This window comes from Paenibacillus sp. PvR098, assembly GCF_017833255.1.
Taxonomy (GTDB): domain Bacteria; phylum Bacillota; class Bacilli; order Paenibacillales; family NBRC-103111; genus Paenibacillus_G.
In genome coordinates this window covers 2,968,471-2,985,997 of sequence record NZ_JAFIBU010000001.1, presented here as the reverse complement: position 1 = coordinate 2,985,997, position 17,527 = coordinate 2,968,471, and the positions used below count along the sequence as shown (strand labels likewise).

General features: G+C 50.3%; 15 protein-coding genes and 3 rRNA genes. 17 read left to right on the top strand and 1 reads right to left on the bottom strand.

Annotated elements, in window-relative coordinates; genetic code table 11:
• The first annotated feature begins 52 nt into the window (after positions 1-52).
• The 14 genes from cysK to rrf all read left to right on the top strand — a co-directional run bounded on the left by cysK (position 53) and on the right by rrf (position 14,673).
• Positions 53-991, top strand: a complete 939-nt coding sequence (gene cysK / locus JOE45_RS14840) for a cysteine synthase A (protein WP_210019502.1) — start codon at positions 53-55, stop codon at positions 989-991.
• A gap of 120 nt (positions 992-1,111) precedes the next feature.
• Positions 1,112-2,674, top strand: a complete 1,563-nt coding sequence (locus JOE45_RS14835) for an anthranilate synthase component I family protein (protein WP_210023288.1) — start codon at positions 1,112-1,114, stop codon at positions 2,672-2,674.
• On the top strand, positions 2,671-3,252 hold the full coding sequence (gene pabA / locus JOE45_RS14830; RefSeq protein ID WP_210019503.1) for an aminodeoxychorismate/anthranilate synthase component II: 582 nt from the start codon (positions 2,671-2,673) through the stop codon (positions 3,250-3,252). Before JOE45_RS14835 ends, pabA begins: the two co-directional genes overlap by 4 nt.
• Positions 3,249-4,136, top strand: a complete 888-nt coding sequence (pabC, locus tag JOE45_RS14825) for an aminodeoxychorismate lyase (protein ID WP_210019504.1) — start codon at positions 3,249-3,251, stop codon at positions 4,134-4,136. The genes pabA and pabC overlap by 4 nt, the downstream gene beginning before the upstream one ends.
• Positions 4,137-4,194: 58 nt before the next feature.
• The gene (gene folP, locus JOE45_RS14820; RefSeq protein WP_245247328.1) at positions 4,195-4,959 is read left to right on the top strand and encodes a dihydropteroate synthase; all 765 of its coding nucleotides are present in this window, start codon (positions 4,195-4,197) and stop codon (positions 4,957-4,959) included.
• A 44-nt stretch (positions 4,960-5,003) separates the two neighbouring features.
• On the top strand, positions 5,004-5,378 hold the full coding sequence (folB, locus tag JOE45_RS14815; RefSeq protein ID WP_210019506.1) for a dihydroneopterin aldolase: 375 nt from the start codon (positions 5,004-5,006) through the stop codon (positions 5,376-5,378).
• Positions 5,375-5,899: a 2-amino-4-hydroxy-6-hydroxymethyldihydropteridine diphosphokinase gene (gene folK, locus JOE45_RS14810; protein ID WP_210019507.1), complete on the top strand. Its 525-nt coding sequence runs from the start codon at positions 5,375-5,377 to the stop codon at positions 5,897-5,899. The genes folB and folK overlap by 4 nt, the downstream gene beginning before the upstream one ends.
• Positions 5,881-6,108 carry a helix-turn-helix domain-containing protein gene (locus JOE45_RS14805; protein WP_210019508.1) on the top strand — a complete coding sequence of 76 codons (228 nt, stop codon included), beginning with the start codon at positions 5,881-5,883 and terminating at the stop codon, positions 6,106-6,108. Before folK ends, JOE45_RS14805 begins: the two co-directional genes overlap by 19 nt.
• 24 nt (positions 6,109-6,132) lie before the next feature.
• Positions 6,133-7,125 (top strand): tRNA dihydrouridine synthase DusB, encoded by a 993-nt coding sequence (dusB, locus tag JOE45_RS14800; protein WP_210019509.1) that lies wholly within the window; start codon positions 6,133-6,135, stop codon positions 7,123-7,125.
• Positions 7,126-7,326: 201 nt separating this feature from the next.
• On the top strand, positions 7,327-7,803 hold the full coding sequence (gene greA, locus JOE45_RS14795) for a transcription elongation factor GreA (protein ID WP_210019510.1): 477 nt from the start codon (positions 7,327-7,329) through the stop codon (positions 7,801-7,803).
• 86 nt (positions 7,804-7,889) lie between these two features.
• Entirely contained in the window at positions 7,890-9,386 is a 1,497-nt protein-coding gene (gene lysS, locus JOE45_RS14790; RefSeq protein ID WP_210019511.1) for a lysine--tRNA ligase, read from the top strand.
• A 352-nt stretch (positions 9,387-9,738) separates the two neighbouring features.
• Positions 9,739-11,279, top strand: a 16S ribosomal RNA gene (locus JOE45_RS14785).
• 295 nt (positions 11,280-11,574) lie between these two features.
• Positions 11,575-14,496: ribosomal RNA gene (locus JOE45_RS14780) — 23S ribosomal RNA — on the top strand.
• 60 nt (positions 14,497-14,556) lie between these two features.
• Positions 14,557-14,673, top strand: a 5S ribosomal RNA gene (gene rrf, locus JOE45_RS14775).
• The 16S, 23S and 5S rRNA genes sit together here, the layout of an rRNA operon.
• Before the next feature lie 117 nt (positions 14,674-14,790).
• Here the strand turns inward: rrf and JOE45_RS14770 are convergent.
• On the bottom strand, positions 14,791-14,973 hold the full coding sequence (locus JOE45_RS14770) for a hypothetical protein (protein ID WP_210019512.1): 183 nt from the start codon (positions 14,971-14,973) through the stop codon (positions 14,791-14,793).
• 428 nt (positions 14,974-15,401) lie between these two features.
• On the opposite strand from JOE45_RS14770, the gene JOE45_RS14765 reads away from it, so the two are divergent.
• Genes JOE45_RS14765 through mcsB form a run of 3 tightly spaced genes read left to right on the top strand, consistent with a single transcriptional unit; the run spans position 15,402 to position 17,508 of the window.
• A complete protein-coding gene (locus JOE45_RS14765; RefSeq protein ID WP_210019513.1) occupies positions 15,402-15,863 on the top strand; it encodes a CtsR family transcriptional regulator in 462 nt (153 codons plus the stop codon).
• Between the two features lie 13 nt (positions 15,864-15,876).
• Complete coding sequence (mcsA, locus tag JOE45_RS14760; RefSeq protein ID WP_210019514.1) at positions 15,877-16,395, top strand: protein-arginine kinase activator protein McsA; 519 nt, start codon at positions 15,877-15,879, stop codon at positions 16,393-16,395.
• Between the two features lie 30 nt (positions 16,396-16,425).
• A complete protein-coding gene (gene mcsB / locus JOE45_RS14755) occupies positions 16,426-17,508 on the top strand; it encodes a protein-arginine kinase McsB (RefSeq protein WP_210019515.1) in 1,083 nt (360 codons plus the stop codon).
• Positions 17,509-17,527 lie beyond the last annotated feature (19 nt).

Below are 17,527 nucleotides of genomic sequence, written 5' to 3'. Positions count from 1 at the left end.
TACCTAGCAAAATACTCGGATATTTTGATACGAACTTGAGGAGGATAACGGAATGGCCAGACTAGTACAAAATGTGACTGAATTAATTGGGGATACGCCGCTTGTAAAATTGAACCGTGTCGTACCGGAAGGCAGCGCAGAGGTTTATGTAAAGCTCGAGTTCCAAAACCCGGGGGCGAGTGTAAAAGACCGGATCGCCATCAGCATGATTAACGTGGCAGAACAAGAGGGACGCATTAAACCGGGTGATACGATTGTGGAGCCAACAAGCGGCAACACGGGAATCGGTCTGGCCATGGTCGCTGCGGCTAAAGGATACAAAGCGATTCTGGTAATGCCGGAAACCATGTCCATGGAGCGACGCAACCTGCTTCGCGCTTACGGTGCGCAGTTGGTGCTGACACCGGGAGCGGAAGGAATGAAGGGCGCGATTAAGCGTGCAGAAGATATTGTGGCCGAGAACCCTGGCTACTTCATGCCGCAGCAATTTAAGAACCAGGCGAACGTAAAAGTTCACCGCGAAACGACGGGTCCGGAAATCGTGGAAGCGATCAAATCCCACGATGGCAAGCTTGACGCCTTTATCTCAGGAATCGGAACGGGCGGAACGATCACAGGCGCCGGCAGCGTGTTGAAGGAGAACTTCCCGAACGTTAAGGTCTACGCAATTGAGCCATCGGCTTCTCCTGTATTGTCCGGAGGTAAACCGGGTCCGCATAAAATTCAAGGCATCGGCGCAGGCTTCGTACCGGACATTTTGAATACGAACGTGTACGACGGAGTTATCACTGTTGAGAACGAAGAAGCGTTCGAAACGTCCCGCCGTGTGGCGAAGGAAGAGGGCATCTTGGGAGGTATTTCCTCCGGCGCAGCGATTTTCGCCGCACTGAAGGTGGCGAAGGAGCTTGGCGCAGGTAAGCGTGTCGTAGCGGTCATTCCGAGTAACGGCGAACGCTATCTGTCCACACCGTTGTATCAATTCGAAGACTAATCAAGGAATCATAAGCCTGCTCGGCTCGGCTGAGCAGGCTTTTTTTTATTCTCGTTTTCAAGTATACTAATCCCAATATCTTTATTGAGAAGCGATTTTTAGGGGGGGGGGCGGATGGCCATGATATTGACTTCATATGAGCAGTGGCAGCAGTGGGCAGGCAGCCACTCCGTGCTTCCTTATGTTAAGAGCTTTCCCTTGAGTGAAACAAGGCCTTTGTCCTGGGCTAGTGCCTGGGAACAAGCGGGGCGGGAATCCTTCGTGCTGGAGAGCGGCAAAGGGGGCAGGTACAGCTTCTTCGGTCTGAAGTCGGCATCTTTTATTGAGGGTTCGGATGAGACGGCAACCGTCACCGGGGAAGATGGTACCCAATCGCGCTGGCACGGTGCTCCACTGGAGCTCGTAAAGCGATGGATGGAACCTTTTCGCTCGCCGGTTGTGGAAGGAGCCCCCAAATGGGTAGGCGGCTGTCTTGGTTTTTGGGGATACGATGTTATCCGCACGATTGAGCGTTTGCCGGTTCGTGCCAAAGCGGATTTGCCTGTGCCTGATTACGCCTTCATGCGGGTGGACGAGCTCTGGGTCATCGATCATGAGGATCAGCTGCTGTACTGCTCTGTAAACATATTTTGTCCAGCGGAACAAAATGGAGAAGACTCGTGGCTTCGAAGACGCTATCTCGAAGCGGGGGAAGCTGTGGAGGGAATGAAGCGCATTTGGGACCGGATTATTTCTGCAAACTCCGATCCTGAGATGCTGCAAAGATTGGACGAGCAGCGTCGTATAATGGAAGAGGACGACCTTCAGGTGGATGTCGACGCCATTCCCGGACTTAGGACTGACTTTCCGAGAGAAGATTATATCCAAGCTGTTCGCCAAATTCGTGATTATATCGGGGCGGGGGACGTTTTCCAAGTCAATTTATCGGTACGTCAGCACAAAGCGCTGGAAGCACCGCCGGAGGAGATCTACGAATGGCTTCGGCTTGTGAATCCCTCTCCCTACATGGGTATGCTCCGTTTCGGCGATTTTCACCTCGTTTCCGGCTCGCCGGAGCTGCTGGTACAGCTGGAGCGGGGAGCGGTCCGTACCCGTCCTATAGCGGGAACCCGCCCGAGGGGGGCTACCCCGGAAGAGGATCGCAGGCTCGCCGATGAGCTGATCCACAATGAGAAGGAACGGGCAGAACATATTATGCTGGTCGACTTGGAGCGCAACGATGTGGGACGCATTTCCACTTACGGCACTGTACGGGTCAAAGATTTTATGGTCATCGAATATTACTCCCATGTCATGCACATCGTATCTCAAGTAGAAGGGCAGCTGGCGGCGGGGCGGGATGCTTATGATGTCATTGCTGCGACCTTCCCAGGAGGAACGATTACGGGCGCTCCGAAAATCCGTACAATGGAAATCATAGAAGAGCTCGAGCCCGTTCGGCGAGGCCCGTATACCGGTTCGATCGGCTGGATTGACTATAACGGGGATATGGAATTTAATATTGTTATACGAACATTGGTTGCAGCGGGGGGCGTAGGTTATGTACAGGCCGGTGCAGGGATCGTGATCGACTCTGTTCCGGAGAAAGAGTACACGGAATCTATCAATAAAGCTAAAGCCATGTGGAAGGCGATTCAATACAGCGAACGGAAACCATTGTACCACGGGAGGGAAAATCCATGATATTGGTAATCGATAATTACGATTCGTTTACGTACAATCTGGTTCAATACTTAGGTGAGCTGGGGGGACAGGTGGAAGTGCGCCGCAACGACGAGATCGATCTTGCGGGCATTGAGGCGTTGAAGCCGGATCATATTCTCATTTCCCCGGGGCCATGCACACCGAATGAAGCGGGGATCAGTCTTAGTCTGATCGAGCATTTCAAAGGAACAATTCCTATATTGGGTGTTTGCCTCGGCCACCAATCGATCGGACAAGTGTTCGGCGGAGATGTTATTCGCGCGGAACGGCTAATGCACGGCAAGACCTCGGCCATATATCATGATGGAAAAGGTGTATTCCAAGGCCTACCGTCCCCTTTTACCGCGACCCGGTATCATTCATTAATTGTCAAGAAAGAGACGCTTCCGGACTGCCTGGAAATCAGCGCTCACACGGCGGAAGGCGAAATTATGGGGCTTCGTCATAAAGAATACCGGATTGAAGGGGTACAATTCCATCCGGAATCGATTGTTACGGATCACGGGCACCAAATGCTCCGGAACTTTCTGAAAGAAACGGCAGTGGGTCAAGCGTGATTATCGATGTGAACGGCAATTGCATAGAGGAAAACCAGGCTGTGGTCTCCGTATACGACCATGGCTTTCTTTACGGGATGGGTTTGTTTGAAACATTTCGAACGTACGGGGGGCAACCTTTTTTGCTGGAATGGCACTTGGAGCGTTTGGCGTCCGGTTGCAGGGAACTCGACATGGTCTGCCAGCCGGATCTGGAGGCATTGAAGCGGAGGATTGGCCGTCTGTTGGAATTGAACCGTCTCCACGATGCTTATTTTCGATTGACGGTTACGGCCGGGGTTAATGTGCTAGGTTTGCCGGCGGGTTCCTATGAGAAGCCGGTCGAAGTGCTTTATGTGAAGTCTCTGCCTCCAATGGATTCTGTCGTCTATCGTGAAGGGAAAGCGCTGCAGCTTCTCAAGCTGCGCCGCAGTACGCCGGAAGGAACGGTCAGGTTAAAGTCGCTACATTATATGAACAACATTCTGGCCAAAAAAGAAATGAAACGCTACCCTTGGGCTGCCGGGGCAGAAGGATTATTTCTGGATGCGGGGGGCCATCTGTGCGAAGGCATTGTGAGTAATGTATTTTTCCTACGTCAAGGGTCGATGTACACACCTGCAGTGGAAACCGGACTGTTGCCCGGGGTCACGAGAAGGTATGTTATCTCTGCAGCGGAAAGCGAAGGATTGAACGTGTCGGAAGGCCTATACGACTGGGACGATCTGCTTGAAGCCGATGAGGTTTTCGTAACGAATTCCATACAGGAGCTCGTTCCCATCACGACATTGTTCGATGAAACCGGCAAGGCCCAACGTATAGGCTCCGGATCGGTAGGGCCAACGACAATGCGATTGCTTCAGGCTTATAGAGCAGCGGCGGCAAGGAGGAATGATCGTGCGTAATAATGATGAGCTTCAGTTGGGGAGCATCTGCAGCCAACTGAACGATCGTACATTGATTATGGGAATACTGAACGTCACTCCCGACTCGTTCTCCGATGGCGGGCGCTACATTGATCCGGCCTCAGCGGTTGCTCGTGCGGAGCTTATGCTGCAGGAAGGCGCGGACATCCTCGATATCGGCGGGGAGTCCACTCGGCCCGGGTTTGCGCCTGTACCTTTGGAAGAGGAGCTGCGGCGTGTGATCCCGGTAATTGAAGTGTTGAGACAAGCGGGCATCACGGCACCGATTTCCGTTGATACCTATAAAGCGGAAACAGCGAGACAAGCTTTGGAAGCGGGGGCCAACCTCATCAACGATATTTGGGGCCTGCAAAGGGATGCTGCGATGGCTGAAGTGTCCGTCCGATACGGGTGTCCGATCGTCCTGATGCATAATCGCACTGAAGCGGAGTATGCTAACTTTATCCAAGACGTCTTGGAAGACCTGCAGCTGACGGTCGAAAGAGCGCATGCGGCAGGAATCCGTGATGAACAAATTATTTTGGACCCGGGCATCGGATTTGCCAAATCGCTTGAACAAAACCTGCAGCTGATGAACCACCTGGACCGGATTGCAGCTTTAGGGTATCCGGTACTGCTCGGAACCTCCCGCAAAAGCATGATACGTCATACGCTGAACCTTCCCCCGGACGACGTCATCGAGGGTACGGCAGCTACGGTTGCGCTTGGCATTGCTCAGGGTTGCCGCATCATGAGGGTCCACGACGTAAAAGCCATGAAGCGGGTGGCGGAGATGACCGATGCGATCCTCCGTCAGCGCTAAAGGACGATGGGCTTCGCATGACGGCATAAGAGGAGGCACGGGTAATGGCAGACAAAATGATGTTAAAAGGGATGTCCTTTTTCGGAAACCACGGTGTCTTTCCTGAAGAAAACAAGTTGGGTCAGCGCTTTTATGTAGATACCGAGCTTTACTTTCCGCTCGATCAAGCCGGGCGCTCTGATCGGCTCGAGGATACAGTGAATTATGCCGAAATATACGAATTAATCAAACGAATTGTCGAGCAGAAGACGTTCAAGTTGATCGAGGCGCTTGCCGAAGATATTGCATCTGAACTTCTGCAAACTTATACTAATATAAATGAAATTACCGTTCGTGTGGTGAAGCCTCACCCGCCTTTTGCGATTGTTTTTGACGGTGTGACGGTTGAAATTCACAGAAAGCGGGCTTCCATTCTATGAACTCACGCAATGAAGGTACATCCGGGTCTTCTGCATTCGCATACATCGGTCTGGGCTCCAACATGGGAGACCGGGAGCGCTATTTACGGGATGCGGTGCGGTTTTTGCAGGAATCTGCAGAAGTACGGGTAACCGGGGAATCGGGATTATATGAGACTGATCCGGTCGGGTATGTGGACCAAGCCCAATTTTTGAACCAGGTAGTGGAAGTTAGCACGACGCTTGATCCCGAACGATTGTTCGAACGAATGCTGGACATTGAGCTGCGATTAAACCGCAAGCGGGATATTCGATGGGGACCTCGAACGATTGATTTGGATTTGCTGCTGTTCGGAGAGCGGTCGCAAGACAGTCCTGATTTGATCCTGCCGCATCCGCGTATGATGGAACGTGCCTTTGTGCTTGTGCCGCTAATTGAAGTGATGTCGCTTCGGGATCCGATACAGGTGGAACAATGGAGCAAGCAGCTTGAGCGGATGGAAGGAAAGGAAGGCGTCAGATTGTGGAAAAGAACGCATTAGCGCAGCGCATCCGCGCTTTTCGCAAATTAAAAGGGTTTACGCAGACCGAATTGGCGCAGAAGCTCGATGTATCGATTGCCGTACTCGGCTCCATCGAACGCGGAACCCGTAAGGCCGATCTAAAAATGATTCGCAAAATATCTGATGCGCTCAGCATCGAACCGGAAGAGCTGTCTTCCTCTGCGGGCGTAAAAACGTATTATTCTTAATCCAACCGGAAAGGAGATAGACTCATGCTAACAATAGGTAATGTAACCGCACCAAACAAAGTGGTTTTGGCTCCTATGGCGGGGGTGTGCAACCCTGCGTTTCGCTTAATCGCCAAGGAATTCGGCACCGGCCTCGTATGTGCCGAAATGGTGAGCGATAAGGCGATCCTGCACGGCAATCACCGCACGTTGGAGATGCTTTACGTGGATGAACGGGAAAAGCCGCTCAGCCTGCAAATTTTCGGTGGAGATACCGAAACGCTGGTGGAAGCTGCGAAATATGTCGATCAGAACACGAACGCGGATATTATTGATATCAATATGGGCTGCCCTGTTCCTAAAATCACCAAGTGTGACGCAGGGGCACGATGGTTGCTGGATCCCGGTAAAATCGAGCAAATGGTATCCACCGTATCGAAGGCGGTCAGCAAACCGCTCACGGTGAAAATGCGCATCGGTTGGGATGACGATCATGTTTATGCCGTGCAGAATGCCAAGGCTGTAGAGAACGGTGGAGGCGCAGCGGTGTCCGTACATGGCCGGACCCGCGTGCAGATGTATACGGGTCACGCCAACTGGGATATCATCAAAGAGGTGAAAGAGGCCGTATCGATTCCCGTCATCGGGAACGGGGATGTTTTTACCCCGGAGGATGCCAAGCGAATGCTGGATCACACCGGTGTGGACGGCGTCATGATCGGCCGGGCTGCTTTGGGTAATCCCTGGATGCTGTACCGTACGATCCAGTATCTGACCCATGGGGAACTTCCTGATGAACCTAGCCCGCAGGAGAAAATTCGTATTGCCATTCTGCATTTGGATCGTTTAACCGCTTTAAAGGGAGAATCCGTGGCCGTCAAAGAAATGCGTAAGCATCTGGCTTGGTATCTTAAAGGTCTTCATGGCGGAGCCCGAATCAAGGATGCCATTATGGAGCAGACGAAGCGGGAAGCGATGGTGCAGCTATTGAATGATTATGTCGAATCATTGGAAGACCGTGCTGCTACGGTCCATTAAACCGAAGGAAAATGGACGATAACGGGATGTTTGGCGTACATTGACATTTGGTTAGGCTTGAAATATAATCAGTCAATAATTGATTAGCGCAGGGCATCAAGGACATGAAGCGTCAGCGCGTTCATATAGTAATTATTAGTGAATTCATACTCGATGGAGCTCGAATTATGAAAATCTTTCACACGACGGGAGATAAGTAGCATGGCCGAAAAAGAAGTCATTCTCACGCAGGAAGGTTTGAAAAAGCTTGAGGAAGAACTGGAACATTTGAAATCGGTCAAGCGCCGCGAGGTGGCTGAACGGATTAAAGTGGCAATCGGTTATGGTGATATCAGTGAAAATTCCGAATATGAGGATGCCAAGAATGAGCAGGCTTTCGTAGAAGGCCGGGTCATTACTTTGGAGAAAATGCTGCGCAATGCGCGGATCATTAACAATGACGAAGTCGATACCGAAACGGTAAATGTGGGTTCCATCGTTATTCTGAAGGATCTCGAATTCGGAGACATTGTGGAGTATTCCATTGTAGGTACAGCGGAATCGGACCCTTTCCAGAATAAAATATCCAATGAAAGTCCGGTTGGCAAAGCCATTCTTGGCAAGCGCAAAGGATCTGTTGTCGACGTTAACGTACCTGCAGGTGTCATACAATATGAAATCGTAGACATTAAGAAGTAATTGGGATAAAAAAAGCTTCCGTGGGAAGCTTTTTTTCCTATAGAATGGGTGTACACGTTTATTTTATGAATCAAGGAGTTGGAAACATGACTGTGGAATTGGAATTGAACGAGTTGCTGCAAATTCGACGCAATAAATTGGACGAGCTGCGCGGCATGGGAATCGACCCGTTCGGACAAAAGTACGAAAGAACGCATCATGCGGGCGAAATTCTTAAAGCTTATGAGGAAAAGACGAAGGAAGAGCTTGAAGCGCTTTCCGCTGAAGTGAGCATTGCCGGACGGATCATGCAGAAGCGGGAGATGGGTAAAGCAGGTTTTGCGCATTTGCAGGATATTACGGGAAAAATTCAAATTTATGTTCGGGCTGATACGGTTGGTGAAACGAAATATCGTGCATATGATTTACTCGATATCGGTGATTTGATTGGCATTCGCGGTACGGTATTCAAGACCAAGACCGGGGAGCTGTCTATTAAAGCAAAATCATTGGAGGTGCTCTCTAAGTCACTCCTGCCCCTCCCGGAAAAATACCACGGCCTGAAGGATGTCGAGCTTCGCTACCGTCAACGTTACGTCGATCTGATTATGAATCAGGACGTTCAGCAAACGTTTATTGCGCGTTCCAAAATTATTCAATCGATGCGCCGTTATCTGGATTCCCTCGGGTATTTGGAAGTGGAAACACCAACCTTGCACGCTATTGCCGGCGGCGCGGCGGCACGGCCGTTCATTACGCACCATAATGCACTGGACATGCAGCTCTACATGAGGATTGCGATTGAACTTCATTTGAAGCGATTGATCGTAGGCGGCTTGGAGAAAGTGTATGAGATCGGGCGCGTTTACCGTAATGAAGGTATCTCCACGCGGCATAACCCGGAGTTCACTATGATCGAGCTGTATGAGGCTTACGCCGATTATCACGATATCATGAAGCTCACCGAAGAAATGATTGCCCATATTGCGCAGGAAGTTCTCGGCACGACCCAAATTACGTACCAAGGCCAAGAAATCGATTTGTCCCCGCCTTGGCGCCGCGTCTCTATGGTGGATGCGATTAAAGAAGTAGTCGGCGTTGATTTTAGCGCTGATATCAGTGATGAAGAAGCTCATAGGCTTGCAAAAGAGCACAAGGTACCTGTGGAGCCGATGATGACCTATGGCCATATCGTGAATCAGTTCTTTGAGACGTTCGTCGAGCAAACATTAATTCAGCCTACGTTTATTACCGGCCATCCGGTAGCGATCTCGCCGCTGGCAAAGAAGAATGATCAGGATCCGAGGTTTACCGACCGCTTTGAGCTGTTTATTGTTGCGCGCGAGCACGCGAATGCATTCACCGAGTTGAACGACCCGATCGATCAGCGCGAACGTTTTGAAGCGCAGCTGGTGGAGCGGGAGCAAGGTAATGACGAAGCGCATGAGATGGACGAAGATTTCGTTCGCGCCCTGGAATATGGTATGCCGCCAACAGGTGGCCTCGGCATCGGTATCGATCGTTTGGTTATGCTGCTGACCAATGCCCCATCCATTCGCGATGTACTGCTTTTCCCATTGATGCGTGAGCGTCAGGGCGAATAAAGGAATCAAGAGTATGCCTTTGCAGCTAAGCTGCAGGGCATACTTTTTTTGTGGGTAAATATACCAGTTGCATTGTATTCTGCAATTTGTTATATTACTTCTTGTCGCTTTTGCGGCAGATGTTCGTTAAAAGAAAGAAAGACAGCAAGCAAAAAAATGATTGAAAAATAATGCTTGCATTTAACTAGGTTGATATGATATATTAATCAAGTCGCTTTTGGCGGGAATGAGAAAACGAAGTCGAAAAACGATGAAGAATTGCCCTTTGAAAACTGAACAACGAGTGAGTGCATTAAATAGAGAATCAATTGATTCTCGCCAGCATTGCAATGAGCTTTTCAATCAGCTTTTCTTAATGGAGAGTTTGATCCTGGCTCAGGACGAACGCTGGCGGCGTGCCTAATACATGCAAGTCGAGCGGATTTATCCTTCGGGATAAGTTAGCGGCGGACGGGTGAGTAACACGTAGGCAACCTGCCTGTAAGATCGGGATAACTACCGGAAACGGTAGCTAAGACCGAATAGCTGGTTTCTCCGCATGGGGAGATCAAGAAACACGGCGCAAGCTGTGGCTTACAGATGGGCCTGCGGCGCATTAGCTAGTTGGTGAGGTAATGGCTCACCAAGGCGACGATGCGTAGCCGACCTGAGAGGGTGATCGGCCACACTGGGACTGAGACACGGCCCAGACTCCTACGGGAGGCAGCAGTAGGGAATCTTCCGCAATGGACGCAAGTCTGACGGAGCAACGCCGCGTGAGTGATGAAGGTTTTCGGATCGTAAAGCTCTGTTGCCAAGGAAGAACGCCTCGGAGAGTAACTGCTCTGAGGGTGACGGTACTTGAGAAGAAAGCCCCGGCTAACTACGTGCCAGCAGCCGCGGTAATACGTAGGGGGCAAGCGTTGTCCGGAATTATTGGGCGTAAAGCGCGCGCAGGCGGCTACTTAAGTTTGGTGTTTAAGCCCGGGGCTCAACCCCGGTTCGCACCGAAAACTGGGTGGCTTGAGTGCAGGAGAGGAAAGCGGAATTCCACGTGTAGCGGTGAAATGCGTAGAGATGTGGAGGAACACCAGTGGCGAAGGCGGCTTTCTGGACTGTAACTGACGCTGAGGCGCGAAAGCGTGGGGAGCAAACAGGATTAGATACCCTGGTAGTCCACGCCGTAAACGATGAGTGCTAGGTGTCGGGGATTCGATTCCTCGGTGCCGAAGTAAACACAATAAGCACTCCGCCTGGGGAGTACGCTCGCAAGAGTGAAACTCAAAGGAATTGACGGGGACCCGCACAAGCAGTGGAGTATGTGGTTTAATTCGAAGCAACGCGAAGAACCTTACCAGGTCTTGACATCCCTCTGAATACGGTAGAGATATCGTAGGCCTTCGGGACAGAGGAGACAGGTGGTGCATGGTTGTCGTCAGCTCGTGTCGTGAGATGTTGGGTTAAGTCCCGCAACGAGCGCAACCCTTGAACTTAGTTGCCAGCATTCAGTTGGGCACTCTAAGTTGACTGCCGGTGACAAACCGGAGGAAGGTGGGGATGACGTCAAATCATCATGCCCCTTATGACCTGGGCTACACACGTACTACAATGGCCGGTACAACGAGAAGCGAAACCGCGAGGTGGAGCGAATCTTTATAAGCCGGTCTCAGTTCGGATTGCAGGCTGCAACTCGCCTGCATGAAGTCGGAATTGCTAGTAATCGCGGATCAGCATGCCGCGGTGAATACGTTCCCGGGTCTTGTACACACCGCCCGTCACACCACGAGAGTTTACAACACCCGAAGTCGGTGGGGTAACCCGCAAGGGAGCCAGCCGCCGAAGGTGGGGTAGATGATTGGGGTGAAGTCGTAACAAGGTAGCCGTATCGGAAGGTGCGGCTGGATCACCTCCTTTCTATGGAGTCCATGTCGTCTGTAGGGCGACGGACAAATCTGCAGCGAAAGCTGTATCACACTCACTCGTTGTCAGTTTTGAAAGGCGCAATGCCTTTCGGTCTTGGCAAAAATGTCAAAAGCTGATGCTTGCATCGGCCGCGGCGAACATGCTAAGATATCGTTCCTGCCGGTGAAACGGTAGCGAATAAACAAAGTTTGTTCCTTGAAAACTGGATATCGAAACAAAGTAACAATGCTGAATCATCCTTAGATCTTTGATCTATAACTACGCTAAGACTTCATGTCAAAGCATTGGTTAAGCTATAAAGAGCACACGGAGGATGCCTAGGCACCAGGAGCCGAAGAAGGACGTGGCGAACGACGAAATGCCTCGGGGAGCCGTAAGCAGGCTTTGATCCGGGGATGTCCGAATGGGGGAACCCGCATGTGGTAATTCGCATGTACCATGCAGTGAATACATAGCTGCATTGGAGGCATACGAGGGGAACTGAAACATCTAAGTACCCTCAGGAAAAGAAAACAAAAGTGATTCCGTCAGTAGCGGCGAGCGAAAGCGGATTAGCCCAAACCAGGAAGCTTGCTTTCTGGGGTTGTGGGACGTCAATGTGGGTTGAGCAGAGTAAGTGAAGCGGTCTGGAAAGGCCGGCCAAAGAAGGTAAAAGCCCTGTAGCTGAAATTCTGCGAAAACCCTAGACGGATCCCGAGTACCGCGAGACACGTGAAACCTCGTGGGAATCCGGCAGGACCATCTGCCAAGGCTAAATACTCCCTGGTGACCGATAGTGAAGCAGTACCGTGAGGGAAAGGTGAAAAGAACCGCGGGAGCGGAGTGAAAAAGAACCTGAAACCGTGTGCTTACAAGAAGTCAGAGCCCGTTAATGGGTGATGGCGTGCCTTTTGTAGAATGAACCGGCGAGTTACGTTCCCGTGCGAGGTTAAGGTGAGAAGCCGTAGCCGCAGCGAAAGCGAGTCTGAATAGGGCGCTTGAGTACGTGGACGTAGACCCGAAACCGTGTGATCTACCCCTGTCCAGGGTGAAGGTGCGGTAACACGCACTGGAGGCCCGAACCCACGAATGTTGAAAAATTCGGGGATGAGGTGGGGGTAGCGGAGAAATTCCAATCGAACTCGGAGATAGCTGGTTCTCCCCGAAATAGCTTTAGGGCTAGCCTCGGGAGATGCGTCGTGGAGGTAAAGCACTGATTGGGTGCGGGGCCCGCCAAGGGTTACCAAGTCCAGTCAAACTCTGAATGCCACAGACGTTATCCCGGGAGTCAGACAGTGAGTGCTAAGATCCATTGTCAAGAGGGAAACAGCCCAGATCATCAGCTAAGGTCCCCAAGTGTGTGTTAAGTGGGAAAGGATGTGGAGTTGCACAGACAACCAGGATGTTGGCTTAGAAGCAGCCACCATTTAAAGAGTGCGTAATAGCTCACTGGTCGAGTGACTCTGCGCCGAAAATGTAACGGGGCTAAACACACCACCGAAGCTATGACTAGACGTCTATGACGTCATGGGGTAGGGGAGCGTTGTAATCGGGTTGAAGCTAGATCGTGAGGACTGGTGGACTGGTTACAAGTGAGAATGCCGGTATGAGTAACGAAAAGATCAGTGAGAATCTGATCCGCCGAAAGCCTAAGGGTTCCTGAGGAAGGTTCGTCCACTCAGGGTTAGTCGGGACCTAAGGCGAGGCCGAAAGGCGTAGTCGAAGGACAACAGGTTGAAATTCCTGTACCACCGTGAACCGTTATGAGCAATGGGGTGACGCAGAAGGATAGTGACGCGAGCTGATGGATGCTCGTCCAAGCAGTAAGGCTGATGTGTAGGCAAATCCGCACATCATTAAGGCTAAGCTGTGATGGGGAGGGAAAATTACAGTACCGAAGGTCATGAGTTCAGGCTGCCAAGAAAAGCCTCTAGCCAGGGAGAAGGTGCCCGTACCGCAAACCGACACAGGTAGGCGAGCAGAGCATGCTAAGGCGCGCGGAAGAACTCTCGTTAAGGAACTCGGCAAAATGACCCCGTAACTTCGGGAGAAGGGGTGCCTCGGTAGGGTGAATAGCCCGAGGGGGCCGCAGTGAAAAGGCCCAAGCGACTGTTTAGCAAAAACACAGGTCTGTGCGAAGCCGCAAGGCGAAGTATACGGGCTGACGCCTGCCCGGTGCTGGAAGGTTAAGGGGAGCGGTTAGGAGCAATCCGAAGCTGTGAACCGAAGCCCCAGTAAACGGCGGCCGTAACTATAACGGTCCTAAGGTAGCGAAATTCCTTGTCAGGTAAATTCTGACCCGCACGAATGGCGTAACGACTTGGGCGCTGTCTCGACGAGAGATCCGGTGAAATTTTAATACCTGTGAAGATGCAGGTTACCCGCGACAAGACGGAAAGACCCCATGGAGCTTTACTGCAGCTTGATATTGGACTTTGGTACGATCTGTACAGGATAGGTGGGAGCCTGAGAAGCATGAGCGCCAGCTTGTGTGGAGGCGACGTTGGGATACCACCCTGATCGTATCGGAGTTCTAACCTGGTACCGTGATCCGGTATGGGGACAGTGTCAGGTGGGCAGTTTGACTGGGGCGGTCGCCTCCTAAAGAGTAACGGAGGCGCCCTAAGGTTCCCTCAGAATGGTTGGAAATCATTCGAAGAGTGCAAAGGCATAAGGGAGCTTGACTGCGAGACAAACAGGTCGAGCAGGGACGAAAGTCGGGCTTAGTGATCCGGTGGTACCGCATGGAAGGGCCATCGCTCAACGGATAAAAGCTACCCTGGGGATAACAGGCTTATCTCCCCCAAGAGTCCACATCGACGGGGAGGTTTGGCACCTCGATGTCGGCTCATCGCATCCTGGGGCTGAAGTAGGTCCCAAGGGTTGGGCTGTTCGCCCATTAAAGCGGTACGCGAGCTGGGTTCAGAACGTCGTGAGACAGTTCGGTCCCTATCTGTCGTGGGCGTAGGAAATTTGAGAGGAGCTGTCCTTAGTACGAGAGGACCGGGATGGACGTACCGCTGGTGTACCAGTTGTCTCGCCAGAGGCACGGCTGGATAGCTAAGTACGGAAGGGATAAGCGCTGAAAGCATCTAAGCGTGAAGCCCCCCTCAAGATGAGATTTCCCAATTAGTAAGACCCCTTGTAGACGACGAGGTTGATAGGTTCGGGGTGGAAGCGCGGCAACGTGTGGAGCTGACGAATACTAATCGGTCGAGGGCTTATCCAAATACATGAACTTCAGCATGCTTTGTTTCGATCCAGTTTTCAGGGCGCAAACCTGAATATGTTTGGTGATGATGGCGGAAGGGAACCACGCGTACCCATACCGAACACGAACGTTAAGCCTTCCAGCGCCAATGGTACTTGGACCGCAGGGTCCTGGGAGAGTAGGACGTCGCCAAGCAAACCAAGAGCTTCTTCGGATTAGTATCCGGGAGGCTCTTTTGCATTGCATACATGGAATTGAAAATGATGTAGATAAGCGTACACTTTTTATTATAAAAAATAAGCCGCGAAGGGCTTATTTTGATTGATGGCGTTTGTTGGTCAGCAGCAATGAGATGGTCTGTATCATATTCTTTTTTAAACGATATAACCGGGCTAATGGTTCTTTTAAATCAGCATGAAGGTTTTGTTTGGTCTCTTCGCGAGTGGCTTCCCAAATTTGCATAGCTTGTTTTCTGTATTTCGTTTCATTCATCATAACAAGCACCTCCGTCATTTTCCTAGTATTTGAAAACGCTTTCGGTATTATTCATTATATGATAAAAAATTGCGATTGCACAGTATATTTTTTAGAAAATTCAAAAAAATATGTACATGTTAAAGGATGCTCTGAACCATTTTATATTCGGATCAAAAGAGGATGCTCTTTTTGTAAAAAGACATAATCCACGGGAAAGAATACATAATAAACATAAGATCCAACTTGTTCTGCCGTTAATATGTAATCAAGATGCACCTTAGAAATCGACAGGCTCTGAAGGCTGTGCGGGTGTTGCATTATTGTATAAATCTGATATAATGTTTCTAAAGTCAAAGAAAGTCAAAGTCAACTTACGGCTTTCGGCTTCATGTAATGGTACAACAGGCATAAAAATGGCTTTACTTCTGCCTTTGGAGGACAAAACGATGCGCAATGTTTCAGAAATTATCGAACAGTATCTGAAGCAGGTTTTGCAGCAGAGCCCGGGCGGTGTGATTGAAATCCAGCGAAATGATCTTGCGGATCAATTTAACTGTGTTCCATCACAAATCAACTATGTCATCAGCACTCGGTTTACCTTGGAAAAAGGGTATATTGTCGAAAGTAAGCGAGGTGGCGGCGGCTACATTCGAATTCAGAAGATTGAACTGCATTCTCATGGGCCAGTGCTTGACCATATATTTCGAACGATTAGCTCGCATATGGATCAATCCGCTTCGGAAGGACTGCTGTACCAGCTTGAGGAGGGCGGCTTCATCACCGCAAGGGAAGCGGCCATAATGAAGGCAGCTATGGCTAGAGAGGTTCTGACTTTGAAACTCCCGCTTCGCGACGAAATTCGGGCGAAGCTTCTTAAAGCCATGCTGATCTCCTTGCTAAGCAAATGAAGGAGGGAACCGGATGATATGTCAAGAATGTGGTAAGAAGCAGGCAACTCTCCATTTTACTAAAATATTAAATGGTGAGAAGACAGAATTTCATATTTGTGAGTCATGCGCCAGAGAAAAGGGAGAGCTGATACCGGGAACACCGAACGGCTTCTCTATTCACAACCTGCTAAGCGGATTACTCGATTTCGAACCATCAGCGCACAGTACGCTGGCGAACAAAGTTCAACCTAGCCGCTGCGAGCATTGCGGGCTTACCTACACTCAATTCAGTAAAGTGGGACGATTCGGCTGCAGCGAATGTTATAAACATTTTGGCGAGAAATTGGACCCCCTTTTCAAAAGAGTTCATGGAAACATAATGCACACCGGTAAGGTTCCTAAACGTTCTGGTGGGTTAATTAAAGATAAACGTGAAATAGATCAATTAAAGAAAGAACTGCTGGTGTCCATTGAAAATGAAGAATTCGAACAAGCGGCCAAGCTTCGGGACCAGATTCGCGAGCTAGAGAAAAAAGTAGCCGAAGGCTGAGTTCAATATGGGCTGTAAGGGGGAATGCTTATGACAGAAGCTAGCCGATTTACACAGCATGCGCTAAGCGAGTGGATGAGGGGGGAAGGACCTGATTCCGATATCGTGATTAGCAGTAGAATTCGCATTGCCCGAAATTTACGGGCCTACCCTTTTCCTATGTTGGCGACGAACCAACAGTCCAAAGAGGTATTGGATCAAGTATCGCAGGTACTTGATAAAGATGAACTGGATACGATCAGCAAGTTTACGCTGTTGCCGCTTTCGGAACTGAATGAGTTGGAGAAACGGGTGCTGGTCGAGAAACATTTGATCAGTCCGGCCTTGGCCAACGAGTCTCGGAACGGTGCAGTCATTTTAAGTGATAATGAAGCAATCAGCATCATGGTGAATGAAGAAGATCATCTGCGAATACAATGCTTGTGCCCCGGTTTTCAAATTAAAGAAGCGTGGGAATTGGCCAGCGAAATCGACGATGCGTTCGAAGTCCAGCTGAACTACGCTTTTGATGAGAAAAGAGGATACATGACGAGCTGCCCGACGAATGTCGGAACGGGTATTCGCGCATCGGTGATGATCCACCTTCCGGCGCTGGTGCTTACACAGCAGATCAATCGAATTTTGTCGGCTATCACACAGGTAGGATTGGCGGTTCGGGGTCTGTATGGTGAAGGCAGCGAGGCGCTCGGTAACCTGTTCCAAATATCCAACCAGATTACGCTTGGACAGTCGGAGGATGAAATCATTGATAATCTTTACAGCGTAGTAAGGCAGATTATCGAGCACGAGCGGGCGGCCAGACAGAAGCTAGTGTATGAAACGAAGGCTAAAATTTTGGACCGTGTCAGCCGTTCTTACGGTATACTATCATACGCAGCTATTATGGATTCCAAAGAAGCGGCACAGCGTCTGTCGGATGTGAGGCTCGGAATTGATTTGGAGTTTATCAAGAATGTGTCACCTCATGTGCTCAATGAGCTTTTGGTGATGACCCAACCGGGTTTTTTACAGCAGTCAGCAGGAGAAAAGCTAACGCCTGAAGAAAGAGACATAAGAAGGGCTCAACTGATGAGAGACAAAATATCTCAATCGGATGAGTCTGGAGTCGGCTAACCTAGAAAGTATCCTATTC